The organism is Haliea sp. (genome assembly GCF_041395985.1).
Lineage (GTDB): Bacteria > Pseudomonadota > Gammaproteobacteria > Pseudomonadales > Halieaceae > Haliea.
The window spans coordinates 87,772-102,517 of the sequence record NZ_JAWKZJ010000009.1 but is presented as its reverse complement, the minus strand read 5'-3'; the positions used below and the strand labels follow the sequence as shown (position 1 = coordinate 102,517).

Genomic DNA, 14,746 nt, shown 5'->3' with positions numbered 1-14,746 from the left:
CCACTGCATTAACGACTCTTGTGGGGACGTCGAGGGGGCTTGCGGCCAGCGTTCGCGGCCGGCGCCTTGCGCTTGCCGAACTGCCGTTCCATGACTTCCTTTTCCTTGACCGTGTTGCGCTTGACCTGCTTGACCGGTAACTGCGCCAGTTCGTACAGCCCCTTGACCTCTTTCGGTTCAAGCTCGGCCCACTGGCCCTGCTTGACGCGCGAAGGAATGAAGACGTTGCCGTAGCGAACGCGCTTGAGCCGCGACACCGTAAGCCCCTGGGACTCCCACAGGCGCCGCACCTCGCGGTTGCGGCCTTCCATGAGCACCACGTAATACCAGTGATTGATACCATCGCCGCCGCCATCCTGGATGTCGGTAAAGCGCGCCGCCCCGTCCTCCAGCATAACGCCGTCAAGCAGGCGCTGCAGGATATCCTCGTCGACCGCGCCCATCACGCGCACCATGTACTCGCGCTCAATGTTTGACGACGGGTGCATCAGCGCATTGGCGAGTTCGCCATCTGTGGTGAACAGCAACAGGCCGGAGGTGTTGAAATCCAGGCGACCAATGGATATCCAGCGCCCGGATTTCAGCTTTGGGAGGCGCTCGAACACCGTGCGCCGACCCTGCGGATCCTTGCGACTGCACACCTCGCCCGTAGGCTTGTGGTAAATGATGCAGCGCGTCTGCTCTGCCGGAGCGGCCTCCAGTGGCTTGCCATCAATGCTGATGCGGTCGCGGCCGGAAACACGGTCGCCGAGGGATGCACGGCGCCCCTCTACTTCAACCCGACCTTCTTCGATCCAGCGCTCCATCTCGCGGCGTGAACCCAGACCAGTGCGCGCCAGTACCTTCTGCAACTTTTCACCGGCAACGGCACCCGCCGCCTCGGCAGGGGGCGTTTCACCGGGCGCCGATACGCGCCGACGGCTCATTGCGCGCCACCCGGTGCAAGCGGATCGGCCGCATCCGAACTGTCGCTATCGCCAGCTTCCGAAGAATCGTCCTCCGCGCTCACCGCCGCAGACGGCAGGTCTGTTGACAGCGGCTCGGCCGCCTGACCCGCTGCGTCGTTGGCTGCAGCCAACGGCTCACCGAAGCCCAGCTCGGCGTTCAGGGTTTCAAGGTCACGGATTTCCGCCAACGCAGGCAACTGGTCGAGGTTCTTCAGGTTGAAATAATCGAGAAACTGCCGTGTGGTGGCATACATGGCGGGACGACCGGGCACATCGCGATGCCCGACGACACGAATCCAGTCGCGCTCGTGCAGCGTCTTGATGATATTCGAGCTCACCGCAACACCGCGGATCTCCTCGATTTCGCCCCGCGTGATCGGTTGCCGGTAGGCAATCAGCGCCAGGGTCTCCAACAGTGCGCGCGAATACTTTTGTGGGCGCTCCTGCCACAGCCGTGCCACCCAGGGACTCAGCGACTGCCGCACCTGGAACCGGAAGCCGCTGGCGACCTCACACAGTTCAAAGCCGCGATCTTCACAGCGCTCGCTGACCACCGCCAGCGCTTCCCGGATTTCAACCGCGGAGGGGCGCTCAGCCTCTTCAAACAACTCGCCCAGTTGCGCCACCGTGAGCGCACGGCCGGCGGCGAGCAGGGCGCCCTCGATAATCTGGACCAGCATGGATGCCGATTCGGACATTACTCGGACCTCGCCTTGACATGAATGGGGCCGAAGTTCTCCGTTTGCACAATTTCCACCAGGGCCTCCTTGATCAGTTCCATCACGGCGAGAAAGGTCACCACCACGCCAAGTCGACCCTCGCGGGCAGAGAACAGCGACACGAACGGCACAAACTGGCGCCCCGAGAGCTTTTCCAGCACTTCTGACATGCGCTCACGCGTCGACAGTGCCTCCCGCTGGATATGGTGGCTCTCGAACATGTCGGCACGCCGCAGCACTTCGCTGAGAGCCAGCAGCAGTTCTCGCATGTCCACATCCGGATCAGGGCGCGCGCGGTCAAGGTCCGGCGGCTCTGCGCTGGCAACCCAGGTATCCCGCTCCAGCCGCGGCATCTCTTCGATATCCTCGGCCGCCTTCTTGAAGCGCTCGTACTCCTGCAGACGGCGAATCAGCTGGGCTCGCGGATCCTCTTCATCCTCCTCCACATCCACCGCGCGGGGCAACAGCATGCGCGACTTGATTTCCGCCAGCACGGCGGCCATCAACAGGTACTCGGCCGCGAGTTCGAACTGCATGGCATCCATGAGTTCCACATAGCGCATGTACTGCTCGGTGATCTCCGAGACATCAATCTCGAGGATATCCAGGTTCTGGCGCCGTATCAGGTAGAGCAGGAGGTCCAGCGGCCCTTCGAAGGCCTCGAGGAACACTTCCAGTGCCTGGGGCGGGATATACAGGTCCCTGGGCAGCTCGGTCATCGCCTTGCCCAACACCACAGCGAAGGGCATTTCCCCCTGCTGTGGCCGTGCCGATGAGGGGCTGTCGGTGGCGGGCGCGGCCGGCGTGGAATCGTTCACGAAAAATCCTGTCCCTGAGAAGGCTGTGAGTATACCCGATCAGACCTCGAATGGCGTCACATCGCCCTTGCCGGCGCGCAGGATGATCGGCAGGTCGTCGGCCAGATCAACCACAGTGGTCGGTTCCAGGCCACAGTAACCACCGTCGATCACCAGATCGACCTCGTGCTCGAGCACGTCGCGGATCTCATAGGGATCAATCAGCGGCAGCTCATCGCCGGGCATGATCAGCGTTACACTCATCATCGGCTCTCCAAGATCCGCCAGCAGGGCCATCGCCACGGCGTTATCCGGGATACGCAGGCCCACGGTCTTGCGTTTGGGGTGCATGAGCCGGCGCGGCACCTCCGACGTGGCGCGCAGAATGAAGGTATAGGCGCCTGGAGTGCAGGCTTTCAACAGGCGATATACCGTATTGTCGACACGCGCGTAATTGGCGATATCCGAGAGATCGCGGCACACCAGGGTAAAGTTGTGGCGATCATCGAGGCGCCTGATGCGCCGGATACGGTCCAAAGCCGCCTTGTCACCGATGTGGCAACCCAGCGCATAGGCCGAGTCCGTGGGGTACACCACAACACCCCCGCCGCGCACAATGTCCGCCGCCTGGCGAATCAGTCGCGCCTGGGGGTTTTCCGGGTGAATCTGAAAAAACTGGCTCACGTAACCTCCACTGACGGACTTTCCTGGGGCGGCAGCCACCGCTGCCACACGCCGCGCAGACCGCCGAGATGCCGCAATTCTACACCCACTTCGGCACCCCAGGAGGAATCCTGGTGGAAATCGCTGCCGGCGGAGACCTCAAGCCCGGCTTCCAGAGCGAGCAGGCGCAACTGGCGGCTCTGCTCCGGGGTCTGGCGACCGTTGAGTATTTCCACCGCCGATCCGCCGGCCGCCACGAAATCGGCCACCAGCCGACGCAGTTTGCTGCGCGTCAATGCGTATTTGAGCGGATGCGCCAGCACCGCAACACCACCGGCCTGGACAATCCAGGCGGTAACGTCCTCAAGCTCGGGCCAGAAGGCCTTGACGTCGCCCGGCTTGCCCCTGCCCAGGTAGCGATCAAAGGCCCTGGCCAGGCTATCGACATGTCCGCGGGCCAGCATCCAGGCGGCGAAGTGCGGGCGCCCCACCTGGCTTGCACCCGCCTCCTGCAAGGCGCCCTCCAGCGCGCCCGGGAAACCCAGCTTCGCCAGCCGCTCGCCAATCACCCGGGCGCGCTCGGTGCGCGCCGCCGCTAGCCGCGCCAGCCCCGCGACAAAAACCGGGTGTTCACAGTCCATGCCAAGCCCGACCACATGCACCGTGACACCAGACCACACGCAGGACAATTCCACGCCGGGTACCAGGCGCAACGCGTTGCCCAAGGGGTTATACTCCGCGACCGCCGCCTGATATCCGGCCACGGTGTCGTGATCGGTTATCGCCAGCAGGCGTATACCCCTGTTGCGTGCCCGCTGCAGCAAGGCGGAAGGCGACAGGGCACCGTCAGATGCGGTGGTGTGGGTATGGAAGTCGATCAACACAGACACTACACTCCGGGATCGAAGAAACGGCTGGCGCACAGTGCAGGTAGGCCCTGCCGCCGACAGCGTCCATCCTAACATGCCAGGGCCAGGCTGATTTCATGAGACAACTGCTGGAATTTCTCCCGATCGCGCTGTTCTTCATCGTCTACCAGATGGATGGCGATACCGTCACGCTCTATGGCTGGAGCCACACCATCGACGGCATCTTCACCGCCACCGCAGTGCTGATGGCCGCCACCGTGTTGCAACTGCTGCTGACCTGGGCCATTACCCGACAGCTGGAGAAACGTTTGCTGTGGGTCGGTCTCGCCGTCTGCGGGTTTGGCGCAGCTACCCTGCTGCTGCACAATGAACTGTTCATCATGTGGAAACCGACCATTTTCAACTGGGCACTGGCGCTGGCCTTTGCGGCGTCCCAGTTCATCGGCAAACGCAATCTGATGGAGCGCACGCTGGGCAGCCAGATCCAGCTCCCGCACCGCGTGTGGACCCGGCTCAACCTGCTCTGGGTCGCCCACTTCAGCGTTGTCGGCGCACTGAACCTGGTCGTTGCCTACGGCTACAGCGAGGCCACCTGGGTGAGCTACAAGCTGTACTCCGCGATACTGTTCACGGTGCTGCTCACCGGGCTGACGGCCTGGATGGTGGCACCCCACCTCAAAGACCAGCCGGCTGAAAGCCAGGAGTAAACCACACCATGCTCTACGCCATTATGTGCGAGGACGTTGACGACAGCCTGCCTCTGCGCCAGGCCGCACGACCGGCCCACCTGTCACGTATCCAGCATCTCGTGGATGAGGGTCGCCTGCTGGCCGCCGGCCCGCACCCGGCACTGGATACCGAGGAGCCGGGGGCAGCGGGCTTTACCGGCAGCCTCATCATCGCCGAATTCGATAGCCTGGAAGCGGCACAGGCCTGGGCAGACAGTGACCCCTACATGGCCGCCGGCGTCTTCCGCCAGGTGATCGTCAAGCCCTACAAACGCGTGCTGCCCTGAGCCGCGGGCAGTGGTAAACTGCGAGATTGACCACCGACTGCAGAGAAGGACCCACGTTTTGCAGCATTTCCTGATTGTTTCCCTGCTCGCACTCCTGGGCAGCGCCGCCGCGCTGGCACAGGATATCCGCTACATCAGCGATACCCAGTACATTCCCGTGCGCAGCGGCGCCGGCAATGAGTTCCGTATTATCCACCGTGGCATTCCGTCCGGCACACGGCTCACCGTAAGTCGTGAGTCAGAGGACGGCACCTGGGCGGAAATCACCACGGACGGCGGCACGACCGGCTGGGTGCGATCGCAATACCTGATGAGCACCGTACCGGCCAAGACCCTCGTGGATTCAGCACGCACAAGGGCGGAGCAACTGGCGGAGGAGAATGCCAGCCTGACCGCAGAGCTGAACCAGCTGAAGGAGGTTCGCGGGGAACTGGAGAGCAGCATCGACAGCGCTGACGGTACGCTGCAGGCGGTGACCGAGGAACTCGCGCAGCTGAAACAGATATCGGGACGCTCGCTGGAACTGGACGCCGAGAACCGGCGCCTGGTGGAAGATGTCGAAAACCTGCGGGCACAGGCCGACATGCTCGGTGCCGAGAACCAGCGGCTGCAGGAAAACCTGCGCAGCAGCGCCTTTATCGACGGCGCACTGGCCGTGCTGCTGGGGGTGGTCATCACCCTTGTGGTGCCGCGCCTGTGGCCCAAACGCCGCCGCAACGATGGCTGGGCCTGAGCTCCCCAGCCCCTGAGCCCCCAACGGAGACCACACTGATGAAAGCTGTTTTCAGCCTGCTGACCGCATTGCTGCTGGCGCTCAACCCCGCCTGGTCACAGGAGCCGGGGCCCAACGCCCCACTGGTGACCATCAGTACCAGCGAGGGCGACATCACGCTGCGCCTGTTCCCGGACAAATCCCCACTGACCGTAGCCAACTTCCTGTCTTATGTGGACAGCGGGCACTACGACGGCACCATTTTCCACCGCGTCATACCCAACTTCATGGTTCAGGGCGGGGGCTTTCTGCCCGACATGACGGAAAAGGCGACCGGCGAGCCGATTGTCAATGAATCCCGCAACCGGCTGCACAATATCCGCGGGACCATCGCCATGGCACGCACCTCCGACCCGGATTCGGCGACGGCGCAATTCTTCATCAACCAGCGCAGCAACCTGCAGTTGGACTGGTCACCCGGTCAGGTTGGCTACACGGTGTTTGGCGAGGTGATCGAGGGCATGTCGGTGGTGGACTACATTGCCTCCAGCCCGGTGCGCCAGTGGGCTGGTTTCCAGGATGTGCCGGTAGAACCCATTCTGATACACAGCGTCCAGCGCAAGACCAGCGAATGACCGCACTCAGCGTCAACCTGAACAAGATCGCGCTGATCCGCAATTCGCGCGATACCCGCAACCCCGACATACCCCAGCACGCCCAGCTGTGCATTGACGCCGGAGCCGACGGCATCACCGTGCACCCGCGGCCCGACCAGCGCCATATCCGGGTGCAGGATTGCCACGACCTGGCAGCCATGCTCACCGTGGAATTCAATATCGAGGGCAACCCCATGACCGGCCCGCGCAAGAGCGATCGCGCGGGTGTCAGCGACTACCCCGGCTTCATGGCGCTGGTGCGTGAAATTCGCCCGGCTCAGGCGACCCTCGTGCCGGACGGCGACAACCAGCTGACCTCCGATCACGGCTTTGACCTGCGACGTGATGGCGAGCAGATTGCGCCGCTGGTCGCAGAACTCAAGGCGCTGGGGATTCGCACCAGCCTGTTCATGGATCCGGATCCGGCCCAGATCCGCCTCGCCGCGCAGGTGGGCGCCGACCGTATTGAGCTGTATACCGAGGCTTATGCGCGGGCCTACGCAGCGGGCGCCGAGGTGGATGCCGTACTGCAGCGCTACATCCGCGCGGCAGAGACGGCGGCCGAGGTGGGCCTGGGCGTGAACGCGGGCCACGACCTCGACCTGCACAATCTACCCCTGTTCAGCCGTGTTCCGGGCTTGCTGGAGGTGTCGATCGGCCACGCGCTGACTGTCGATGCCCTGCGCCTCGGCCTCGCCGATACCATTGCCGCCTACCAGCGCGCACTGGGCAAGGCAGGCGGCTGAGGATGTGAGCAGCGAAGACGAGTTGCCCCCCTACCTGGTACCCCACAGCCAGGAGCCGATCCGTATCCTGTACGCCGACGCCGACCTGCTGCTGGTGCGCAAGCCGCACCTGCTGCTCAGCGTGCCCGGACGCCATCCCCTCAACCGCGACTGCCTGATCAGCCGACTGCAGCAAGACTACCCGCAGGCCAGCATGGTTCACCGCCTGGATCTCGATACCTCGGGCATCATGGTGGTGCCGCTGAACCGCGCCTGCCATGCCCACCTCAGCCGCCAGTTTCAGGAGAGGCTGGTCTACAAGCGCTACGAGGCCGTGGTATGGGGTGTGGTAGAGCCCGACCGGGGTGAAATCAGCCTGCCCATCGTGAGCGACTGGGAGCGCAGGCCACTGCAGAAAATCTGCTTCGAGACCGGGCGCGAGGCCGTGACCTGGTTCGAGGTCATCGCGCGCGAAGCAGACCGCACGCGGCTGCAGCTGATGCCCCAGACCGGGCGTTCGCACCAGCTGCGCATCCACTGTCGGGAACTCGGCCACCCGATCCTGGGGTGTGACATGTACGCCCATGAGGCGGCGCTGGCCATGGCTCCCCGGCTCTTGCTGCACGCCACGGAGCTGGGCTTTACGCACCCGACCACAGGAGACTGGCTACAGGAAGCCTGCCCCGCCGACTTCTAGCCTACTCATCAGCCATCAAATGGCTGCACCAGTCCGACCAGCTGCCGGCATACAGCAGCGCGCTTTCATCCCCTGTGCGCGCCAGGGCAAACAGATTGACGCAGGCCGTTACGCCGCTGCCGCAGTACACCACCCGCGGCCTGCCCTCGGGGAGCCCCGCAAAGTGCGCAGACAGGCGCGCATCATCCAGCAGGCACCCCTGTGCATCGGACACCGCCTGCCAGGGCAGGTTAAGCGCACCGGGGATGTGCCCTGCGACCGGATCCAGTGGCTCCTCGAGGCCGGCATAGCGGGCCGGATCACGGGAGTCCAGCAGGAGTGACCCGGCGGCCTGCAACGACGCGAGCGCGGTGATATCCACCACACCGCGGTAGGCCTCCGCGGACGGCACCGCACAGGGCACAGGCTGTGGAACGGCCTGCTCCACCGCACCACCGGCCGCCAGCCAACCCGCATAACCCCCATCCAGCAACTCGGGTGGGCGGTAACCCAGTGCGCGCAACAGCCACCAGAAGCGGGCCGCAAAGGCGAACCGGGCATCATCATAGGCCACCACCCTGGCGCCAGGATGGATGCCCAGCGAGGCGAGCCGGGCAGTCAGCTGCCGGACATCCGGCAGGGGATGGCGCCCCCCGTGGCGCGCCACAGGGCCCGAGAGGTCCTCTTCGAGGTCAAGGTAATGTGCACCGGGAATATGGCCACGCAAATACGCCTCGCGACCAGCGTCGGGCTGACCCAGGACAAACCGGCAATCGACGATGATGGCGTCCGTCGCCTGCACCAGTTGCCCGGCACTGATCAGTGTTGCGGAAGACTGTCTGCTCATATCCGGAGTGTAGCGCCTGGGATACCACTCGCCCAGCGCCGCACAGGGGTTTTGTCGCTGGTCAAAACAGGGACATGCATGCCAGCGGGGCGCGACTGTACTAGACTGTTGCAAATCCCTCAGAGGCCGCCACACGTGGTCGTACGCAGCTGCGATGGTGACACCGTAACCATCATTGCCAAACCCAACCAGTCCGCCACCTGGCGAACCAACAAACTGGTCATTCTGGCGCTGGCGGTGCCCTCACTGGGTGCCGGTATCGGTTTTGCCCTGGCCGGTGCCTGGGTCATTCTGCCCTTCGCCGGGCTGGAACTCGCTGCACTCGGCGGCTCCCTGTATTACGTCAACTGGAAACTGCAATACCGCCATGTCATCACCCTCGATGCGACGACGGTGCGTATCGACAAGGGTTTCTATCTGCCGCGCCAGAGCTGGGCGTTCCCACGCCAGCGCACCGGGCTCAGCATACAGCCGGAGCGCCACCCCTGGGACGCACCGGCGCTGAGCCTGCAAAGCTCGGGCGAGAGCATTCGGGTGGGTGAGTTTCTCAACCGGGATGACGGACTGCTGTTGCAGCAGCAGCTGCAGCGGGAACTGCGTACCAGCAGCATCGCCACACAGGCCAGCCAGGCATTCTAGAACGCCCGTTTTTCGCGCATTTCCCTCTGCAGACCGGCGGGCTATCAGGTATCATCGCGCCTCATTGACAACGCCATCCCAACCGGCACCTGACCCTCTCGCCGGGACCTTCAACGCGCCACGCAGACGGCAGCCACGGGTGACATCATGAGCAACGCGGACAAGAAAACCATCGGCTTCGTCAGCCTGGGCTGCCCCAAGGCCCTGGTGGATTCGGAGCGCATCCTGACGCAACTCAAGCTGGACGGTTACGATATTGTGCCCAGCTATGAGGATGCGCAGCTGGTAGTGGTAAACACCTGCGGTTTCATTGACAGCGCGAAGCAGGAATCGCTGGACGCCATCGGTGAAGCCCTGAGTGAAAATGGCAGGGTGATTGTGACCGGCTGCATGGGCAAAGGAGCCGATGCCGACGCCATCCGCGAACTGCATCCCAAAGTCCTCAGCGTGACTGGGCCTGCTGCCTATGAAGAGGTCGTGAGCGCGGTACATCAGTACGTGCCGCACACCCCCGTGCACGATCCCTACGTGGATCTGGTTCCGCCCCAGGGCGTGAAACTGACACCACGCCACTACGCCTACCTGAAAATTTCGGAAGGCTGCAACCACCGATGCAGTTTCTGCATTATCCCGCATATGCGCGGTGATCTGGTGAGTCGGCCCATCGGTGACGTGATGGAAGAAGCAGAGCGGCTGGTGCGCGCCGGTGTGCGCGAGCTGCTGGTGATCTCTCAGGACACCAGCGCCTACGGCGTTGACCTGAAATACCGCACCGGCTTCTGGAATGGGCGGCCGATGAAAACCAGCATGCAGTCGCTGTGTGAGGGGCTTGCCGAGTTCGGCATCTGGGTGCGACTGCACTACGTGTACCCCTACCCGCATGTGGACCACGTACTCCCGCTGATGGCCGAAGGCAGGATCCTGCCCTACCTCGATATACCCTTTCAACACGGCAGTCCCAGCGTGCTGAAACGCATGAAGCGCCCCGCCGCCGCAGAGAAATCGCTGGAGCGCATTCATCGCTGGCGCGAGGTCTGCCCCGACATCACCCTGCGCAGTACCTTTATCGTGGGATTCCCGGGCGAAACCGACGCCGACTTCGAAACGCTGCTGGACTTCCTGCGCGAAGCGCAGTTGGACCGGGTCGGCTGTTTCCAGTACTCACCGGTGGCGGGCGCACCCGCCAACGACCTGCCCGACCAGGTGCCCGATGTCGTCAAGCAGGAGCGCTGGGATCGTTTCATGGCACTGCAGCAGGAGATCAGCGCCGCCAAGTTACAGGCGAAGGTAGGACGGCGAATAGAGATTCTCATTGACGAAGTGGACGACCAGGGCGCTATCGGCCGCTCCAGCGCGGATGCCCCGGAGATCGATGGCAAGGTCTTCCTCGACGGCGTTACCGATCTGCAGCCCGGCGACTTTGTGGAGGCCGAGGTCACCGCCGCCGACGACTACGACCTGTGGGCCGGCTAGCAACCCGGTGAACCTGCTGCTGTTCAGCGCCGGAGAATGCGCCGCCGACGGCCAGCTGCGCGTGACCGGCCGTCGCGCGCAGCACCTGCGGCAGGTTTTGCAGGCCAAACCCGGAGATACCCTGCAGGTGGGCCAGATCGATGGCCTGGTCGGCACCGCTGAACTGATGACCATCGACCCGCACAGCGCCACCCTCCAGGTCAGCCTGACGCACCCGGCGCCACCGAAACTTCCCGTAACTCTGGTACTGGCATTGCCGCGGCCGAAGATGCTGCGCCGCATCCTGCGTACAGCGGCTGAGTTCGGCGCGCGCGAAATACACCTGATAAACAGCTACCGGGTGGAGAAAAGCTATTGGCAAACGCCCGTGCTCGGGGCCGCTGTGATCGAGGATTATCTGTTACAGGGGCTGGAACAGGCGCGCGACACGGTCATTCCCCCGGTGCTGCTCCACCGCCGCTTCAAACCTTTCGTCGAAGACCGGCTGCCGGGCATCATCGCTGGGCGCTGTGCCCTGTTAGCGCATCCCGGCACAGCGCCACTGCCGCCGGCGGAACTGCAGGACGACACCGTGCTGGTGGTGGGGCCGGAAGGCGGTTTTATACCCTACGAGGCAGAGAAACTGCTGGCGGCGGGCTGTCGCCAGGTCTCCCTGGGCGACCGCATTCTCCGGGTGGAAAATGCGGTCGCTGCGTTACTGGCGAGAGGGCTGCGGGTGCAGACCTAGAAGCGGTACTGTATTTCGGCCCCGTACATACGCGGCGGCGCCACGGCAAAACCCCCGGTGCCCGAAGACTCGACCAGCGCGATACCGCCGTTGATGTAATCCTCGTCGGTGAGGTTGGTGCCATACAGGGAAGCGCTCCAGCGCTCATCGGTGGAAGTCCACCCCAGACGCGCGCTCAGCTCGAACTGTTCATCTTCGAACCACAGACCTGTCGTGCAACTCAGGGCATCAAAGCAGAACTCCATATCGAACTTCCAACTGGCCTGGATGCGCGGCAAGAAGGTCCCCCAGGCGGTGTCCAGCACGTACTGGGCGGAGAGCAGGTAGCTCTGCTCAGGCAGGCGCGGTAGATTCTCGCTGGAGCGGTCATTGGGGCAGGAATCGACCTGGATAAGGCTCAGGTCGGCGCGCACGCAGCCCGCCGCAGGCGGTAGGCTGGTGTCGGCAATCCTGATCTGCTCATCCATGAACTCCTTGATCTCACCGTCGGTAAACGTGGCATTGAAACCGATGATCAGGTTGTCGGTTGCCAGCCAGGTGGTCTCAAGTTCGAAGCCCTTGATGGTCGACTTGGCCGCATTGATGGTAGCTGGCGACGGTGAATTCACCTCCGGGTTGATCACCAGCGTGGTCAACTGGCGGTTGGTGTAGTCGCTGTAGAAAAACGCGCCATTCAGCCGCAGCCGGCGATCCAGTAAATCCAGCTTGAAGCCCAGCTCGATATTCTCCACTTCCTCGGGCTCAAAAGGTTCCAGTTCTCCAGTGGGTGACTCAGAGAGACCGCCGGACAGGAAGCCCTCGCTGTAGGTGAGGTACAGACTCCCCTGGTCCAGCCAGTCGCTTTCGCCAATCAGGTACTGGATGCTGGCCATCGGTGTCACGTCACTGTTGGAAACCTTGCGCTGGCGCACCTCGCTTTCCTCCAGCACGAACGCCGGGTTGTACTCGAAGCCCGGGCGCTGCACGACGAACAGCCCGCCGCCCACGGGGATGGCCGGGCCGCCGTTGGCATCCAGCGTACTGGCATCGATGCTGTAATCCTGCACGCGCAGGTCGCGGCTTTCATCCGTGTAGCGCAGGCCGAGGGTAGTGCGCCACTGCGGGGTAAACTCCCACTCCACCTGTGCATAGGCCGCAATGGCATCGTTCTTCGCGGTCAGGCTGCTGGGCGAGATGTTGAGGAAAAACAGGTTGGCGATAGCCGGGTCAAAGGGGCCCAGGAAACTGATGCTCTGGCGGCCGCCACTCTCTTCCTCATACCAGAACAGTCCGGTAACGTACTGCATGCGGTCATCAAAGGCACTGCCGATAAGCTGGAACTCCTGACTGTACTGGTCGCTCTCACCGGCACCGCCCTGCGGGTGCACGGTGTTGGTACGGTGCAGGAAGGGAATACCGGTGTGATCCAGTTCGTCGTTCTGCGAGGCTTCGGTGTAACGGTAGGCGCTGATACTTTTCAATGACAGGTCCGGGTTGATAGCCCATTCGGCCACCAGCGAAGCGCCGCGATTTTCCGCTTTGTAATCGCCCCCCAGATCCGATATTACCGTGCGCGGGTCACCACCGCCCGCCTGCGCCGCGTCTTCACAGAAATCGGCCAGGGTACGGCCCGTGGCAGGGCCGATGGCTATCGCATTGAACAGGGCTGCCTGCCAGCCATTGGCGCCTTCAACGTTGACACATTTCTGGGGACGCATCTTCTGATCGGTATCCGCCCAGTTCAGGTTCAGGTCCAGCGTCAGATCCTCGCTCGCCGCCCAACGCGTCTGCCAGATCAGGCTCTGCCGATCTTCGTCCATGTAGTCTTCGCCGTCGAAGAGGTTCTCTATCTGCCCATCGCGCTTGCGCGTGACCCCGGACAGGCGCGTCCAGACGGAATCAGTCAGAGGCACGTTGAGAACGAACTCCGTATCCAACCGATCATAATTGCCGACGCGCAGACCTACCGAACCCTCAAACTCCTCCACCGGCTTGTTTGTCGTGAACACCAGTGCACCGCCGGTCGTGTTCTTGCCAAAGAGCGTGCCCTGCGGGCCGCGCAGGACCTGCACCGACTGCACATCGTTCAGGTCGAGCAGCGCGCCGTCAGGACGACCCAGGTAAACATCATCGATGTAGATGCCCACCCCTGAGTCAATGTTCTCACCCGTATTGCGCTGCCCGACCCCGCGAATGTAGACGCTGGCCAGCGGCGCAGACCCGTTGGCCTCCACCACATCGATATTCGGCGCGAGCGTATTGAGGTCTGCGAGGTTGCGTACGCCGGCCTCGCGCAGGGCGGCGGCATCCAGCGCCGTTACGGCCAACGGGGTTTCCTGCAGGCTCTCAGCGCGTTTGCGTGCCGTCACCACCACCTCCTCCAGCACCATACCCTGCGCCAGCACAGGTGCGACCGCACCGGCGGACAATGCGCCGGCGACCGCCAGAGAGAGAACAGACATCCGCGGAAATTCGTGTTTGAACATCAACTGCACCTCACCATTATCGTTATCGTTCGAGCGTGCTCGCCAACACTAATGGCGATTAGTCTGGATTAAACCGCCTTTGCGTTATCCGGGCAAGACGCCTTTGCCTGGCGGGGATCAATTTTTGCTGCCGACCGTCAGGCCAAGCGGGCAACTGACCCCGGTACCGCCGAGTCCACAGTAGCCACCGGGATTCTTGGCGAGATACTGCTGGTGGTATTCCTCGGCGTAATAGAAAGGTGGCGCCGGCGCTATCTCGGTCGTGATTGCACCGTAACCGGATTGGTCCAGCGCCGTCTGAAACCGGCCCCTGCTCTCCAGCGCCTGCGCCAACTGTTCATCGCTGTAGGTGTAGATGGCGGAGCGGTACTGGGTCCCCAGGTCATTGCCCTGACGCATGCCCTGGGTCGGGTCATGCCCCTCCCAGAAATGCTGCAGCAAGCGTTCGTAGCTGACCTGTGACGGGTCGAAAACCACCAGCACCACTTCGGTGTGGCCGGTGCCGCCACTGCACACCTCCTGATAGGTGGGATTGGGGGTGTGACCGCCCGCATACCCCGCTGCGGTGGTGTAAACCCCGCTGAGCTGCCAGAACAGGCGCTCGACACCCCAGAAACATCCCATGCCGAACACGGCCTGCTGCAAGGGAGCAGGAAATGGCCCTTGCAGCGTATGACCGTTGACAAAGTGTGCCGGAGGCACCGGCAGGGATTCACTGCGCCCCGGCAGGGCGGATGCCGCATCGGGCAATGCGCGCTTTTTACGGATATCGAACAGACTCATACGGCTCACCTCAGTTCAGCAGACGCGCCAGTG

17 protein-coding genes are annotated in these 14,746 nt (G+C 63.2%); 9 read left to right on the top strand and 8 right to left on the bottom strand.

The genetic code is table 11. The annotated features are described in order from the left end of the window. Window positions 1-8: 8 nt before the first annotated feature. The 5 genes from rluB to R3E49_RS15645 are packed head-to-tail and all read right to left on the bottom strand — an operon-like array spanning window position 9 to window position 4,010. Window positions 9-926: a 23S rRNA pseudouridine(2605) synthase RluB gene (gene rluB / locus R3E49_RS15665; RefSeq protein ID WP_371295907.1), complete on the bottom strand. Its 918-nt coding sequence runs from the start codon at window positions 924-926 to the stop codon at window positions 9-11. Next, window positions 923-1,645, bottom strand: coding sequence for an SMC-Scp complex subunit ScpB (gene scpB, locus R3E49_RS15660; protein WP_371295906.1), 723 nt, complete (start codon window positions 1,643-1,645; stop codon window positions 923-925). Before scpB ends, rluB begins: the two co-directional genes overlap by 4 nt. After that, window positions 1,645-2,484 (bottom strand): ScpA family protein, encoded by an 840-nt coding sequence (locus R3E49_RS15655; protein ID WP_371295905.1) that lies wholly within the window; start codon window positions 2,482-2,484, stop codon window positions 1,645-1,647. The genes scpB and R3E49_RS15655 overlap by 1 nt, the downstream gene beginning before the upstream one ends. 39 nt (window positions 2,485-2,523) lie before the next feature. After that, window positions 2,524-3,147, bottom strand: coding sequence for an L-threonylcarbamoyladenylate synthase (locus R3E49_RS15650; RefSeq protein WP_371295904.1), 624 nt, complete (start codon window positions 3,145-3,147; stop codon window positions 2,524-2,526). Continuing rightward, window positions 3,144-4,010: a PHP domain-containing protein gene (locus R3E49_RS15645; protein ID WP_371295903.1), complete on the bottom strand. Its 867-nt coding sequence runs from the start codon at window positions 4,008-4,010 to the stop codon at window positions 3,144-3,146. Before R3E49_RS15645 ends, R3E49_RS15650 begins: the two co-directional genes overlap by 4 nt. Window positions 4,011-4,111: 101 nt before the next feature. Between R3E49_RS15645 and R3E49_RS15640 the strand changes: the two genes are divergently transcribed. From R3E49_RS15640 to R3E49_RS15615, 6 genes are read left to right on the top strand one after another with little or no spacing between them, the layout of a single operon-like run. Then, window positions 4,112-4,702 carry an inner membrane-spanning protein YciB gene (locus tag R3E49_RS15640; protein WP_290741671.1) on the top strand — a complete coding sequence of 197 codons (591 nt, stop codon included), beginning with the start codon at window positions 4,112-4,114 and terminating at the stop codon, window positions 4,700-4,702. Window positions 4,703-4,710: 8 nt separating this feature from the next. After that, complete coding sequence (locus tag R3E49_RS15635) at window positions 4,711-5,010, top strand: YciI family protein (RefSeq protein ID WP_371295902.1); 300 nt, start codon at window positions 4,711-4,713, stop codon at window positions 5,008-5,010. 58 nt (window positions 5,011-5,068) lie between these two features. Beyond that, complete coding sequence (locus tag R3E49_RS15630; protein WP_371295901.1) at window positions 5,069-5,743, top strand: TIGR04211 family SH3 domain-containing protein; 675 nt, start codon at window positions 5,069-5,071, stop codon at window positions 5,741-5,743. 38 nt (window positions 5,744-5,781) lie between these two features. Further along, window positions 5,782-6,357: a peptidylprolyl isomerase gene (locus R3E49_RS15625; RefSeq protein WP_371295900.1), complete on the top strand. Its 576-nt coding sequence runs from the start codon at window positions 5,782-5,784 to the stop codon at window positions 6,355-6,357. Further along, on the top strand, window positions 6,354-7,124 hold the full coding sequence (locus tag R3E49_RS15620) for a pyridoxine 5'-phosphate synthase (RefSeq protein WP_371295899.1): 771 nt from the start codon (window positions 6,354-6,356) through the stop codon (window positions 7,122-7,124). The genes R3E49_RS15625 and R3E49_RS15620 overlap by 4 nt, the downstream gene beginning before the upstream one ends. Before the next feature lie 4 nt (window positions 7,125-7,128). Further along, window positions 7,129-7,800: a pseudouridine synthase gene (locus R3E49_RS15615; RefSeq protein WP_371295898.1), complete on the top strand. Its 672-nt coding sequence runs from the start codon at window positions 7,129-7,131 to the stop codon at window positions 7,798-7,800. A gap of 1 nt (window position 7,801) precedes the next feature. Here the strand turns inward: R3E49_RS15615 and R3E49_RS15610 are convergent, their stop codons facing one another. After that, a complete protein-coding gene (locus tag R3E49_RS15610; protein WP_371295897.1) occupies window positions 7,802-8,626 on the bottom strand; it encodes a sulfurtransferase in 825 nt (274 codons plus the stop codon). Between the two features lie 135 nt (window positions 8,627-8,761). On the opposite strand from R3E49_RS15610, the gene R3E49_RS15605 reads away from it, so the two are divergent. From R3E49_RS15605 to R3E49_RS15595, 3 genes are all read left to right on the top strand, one after another. After that, window positions 8,762-9,265: a DUF2244 domain-containing protein gene (locus R3E49_RS15605; RefSeq protein WP_371295896.1), complete on the top strand. Its 504-nt coding sequence runs from the start codon at window positions 8,762-8,764 to the stop codon at window positions 9,263-9,265. A gap of 147 nt (window positions 9,266-9,412) precedes the next feature. Continuing rightward, complete coding sequence (rimO, locus tag R3E49_RS15600; RefSeq protein ID WP_371295895.1) at window positions 9,413-10,738, top strand: 30S ribosomal protein S12 methylthiotransferase RimO; 1,326 nt, start codon at window positions 9,413-9,415, stop codon at window positions 10,736-10,738. Window positions 10,739-10,745: 7 nt separating this feature from the next. Then, entirely contained in the window at window positions 10,746-11,465 is a 720-nt protein-coding gene (locus R3E49_RS15595) for a 16S rRNA (uracil(1498)-N(3))-methyltransferase (RefSeq protein WP_371295894.1), read from the top strand. On the opposite strand, the gene R3E49_RS15590 is transcribed toward R3E49_RS15595, so the two are convergent. Beyond that, on the bottom strand, window positions 11,462-13,906 hold the full coding sequence (locus R3E49_RS15590) for a TonB-dependent receptor (protein WP_371295893.1): 2,445 nt from the start codon (window positions 13,904-13,906) through the stop codon (window positions 11,462-11,464). The genes R3E49_RS15595 and R3E49_RS15590 overlap by 4 nt on opposite strands. Window positions 13,907-14,047: 141 nt before the next feature. Further along, entirely contained in the window at window positions 14,048-14,713 is a 666-nt protein-coding gene (msrA, locus tag R3E49_RS15585) for a peptide-methionine (S)-S-oxide reductase MsrA (protein ID WP_371295892.1), read from the bottom strand. Window positions 14,714-14,746 lie beyond the last annotated feature (33 nt).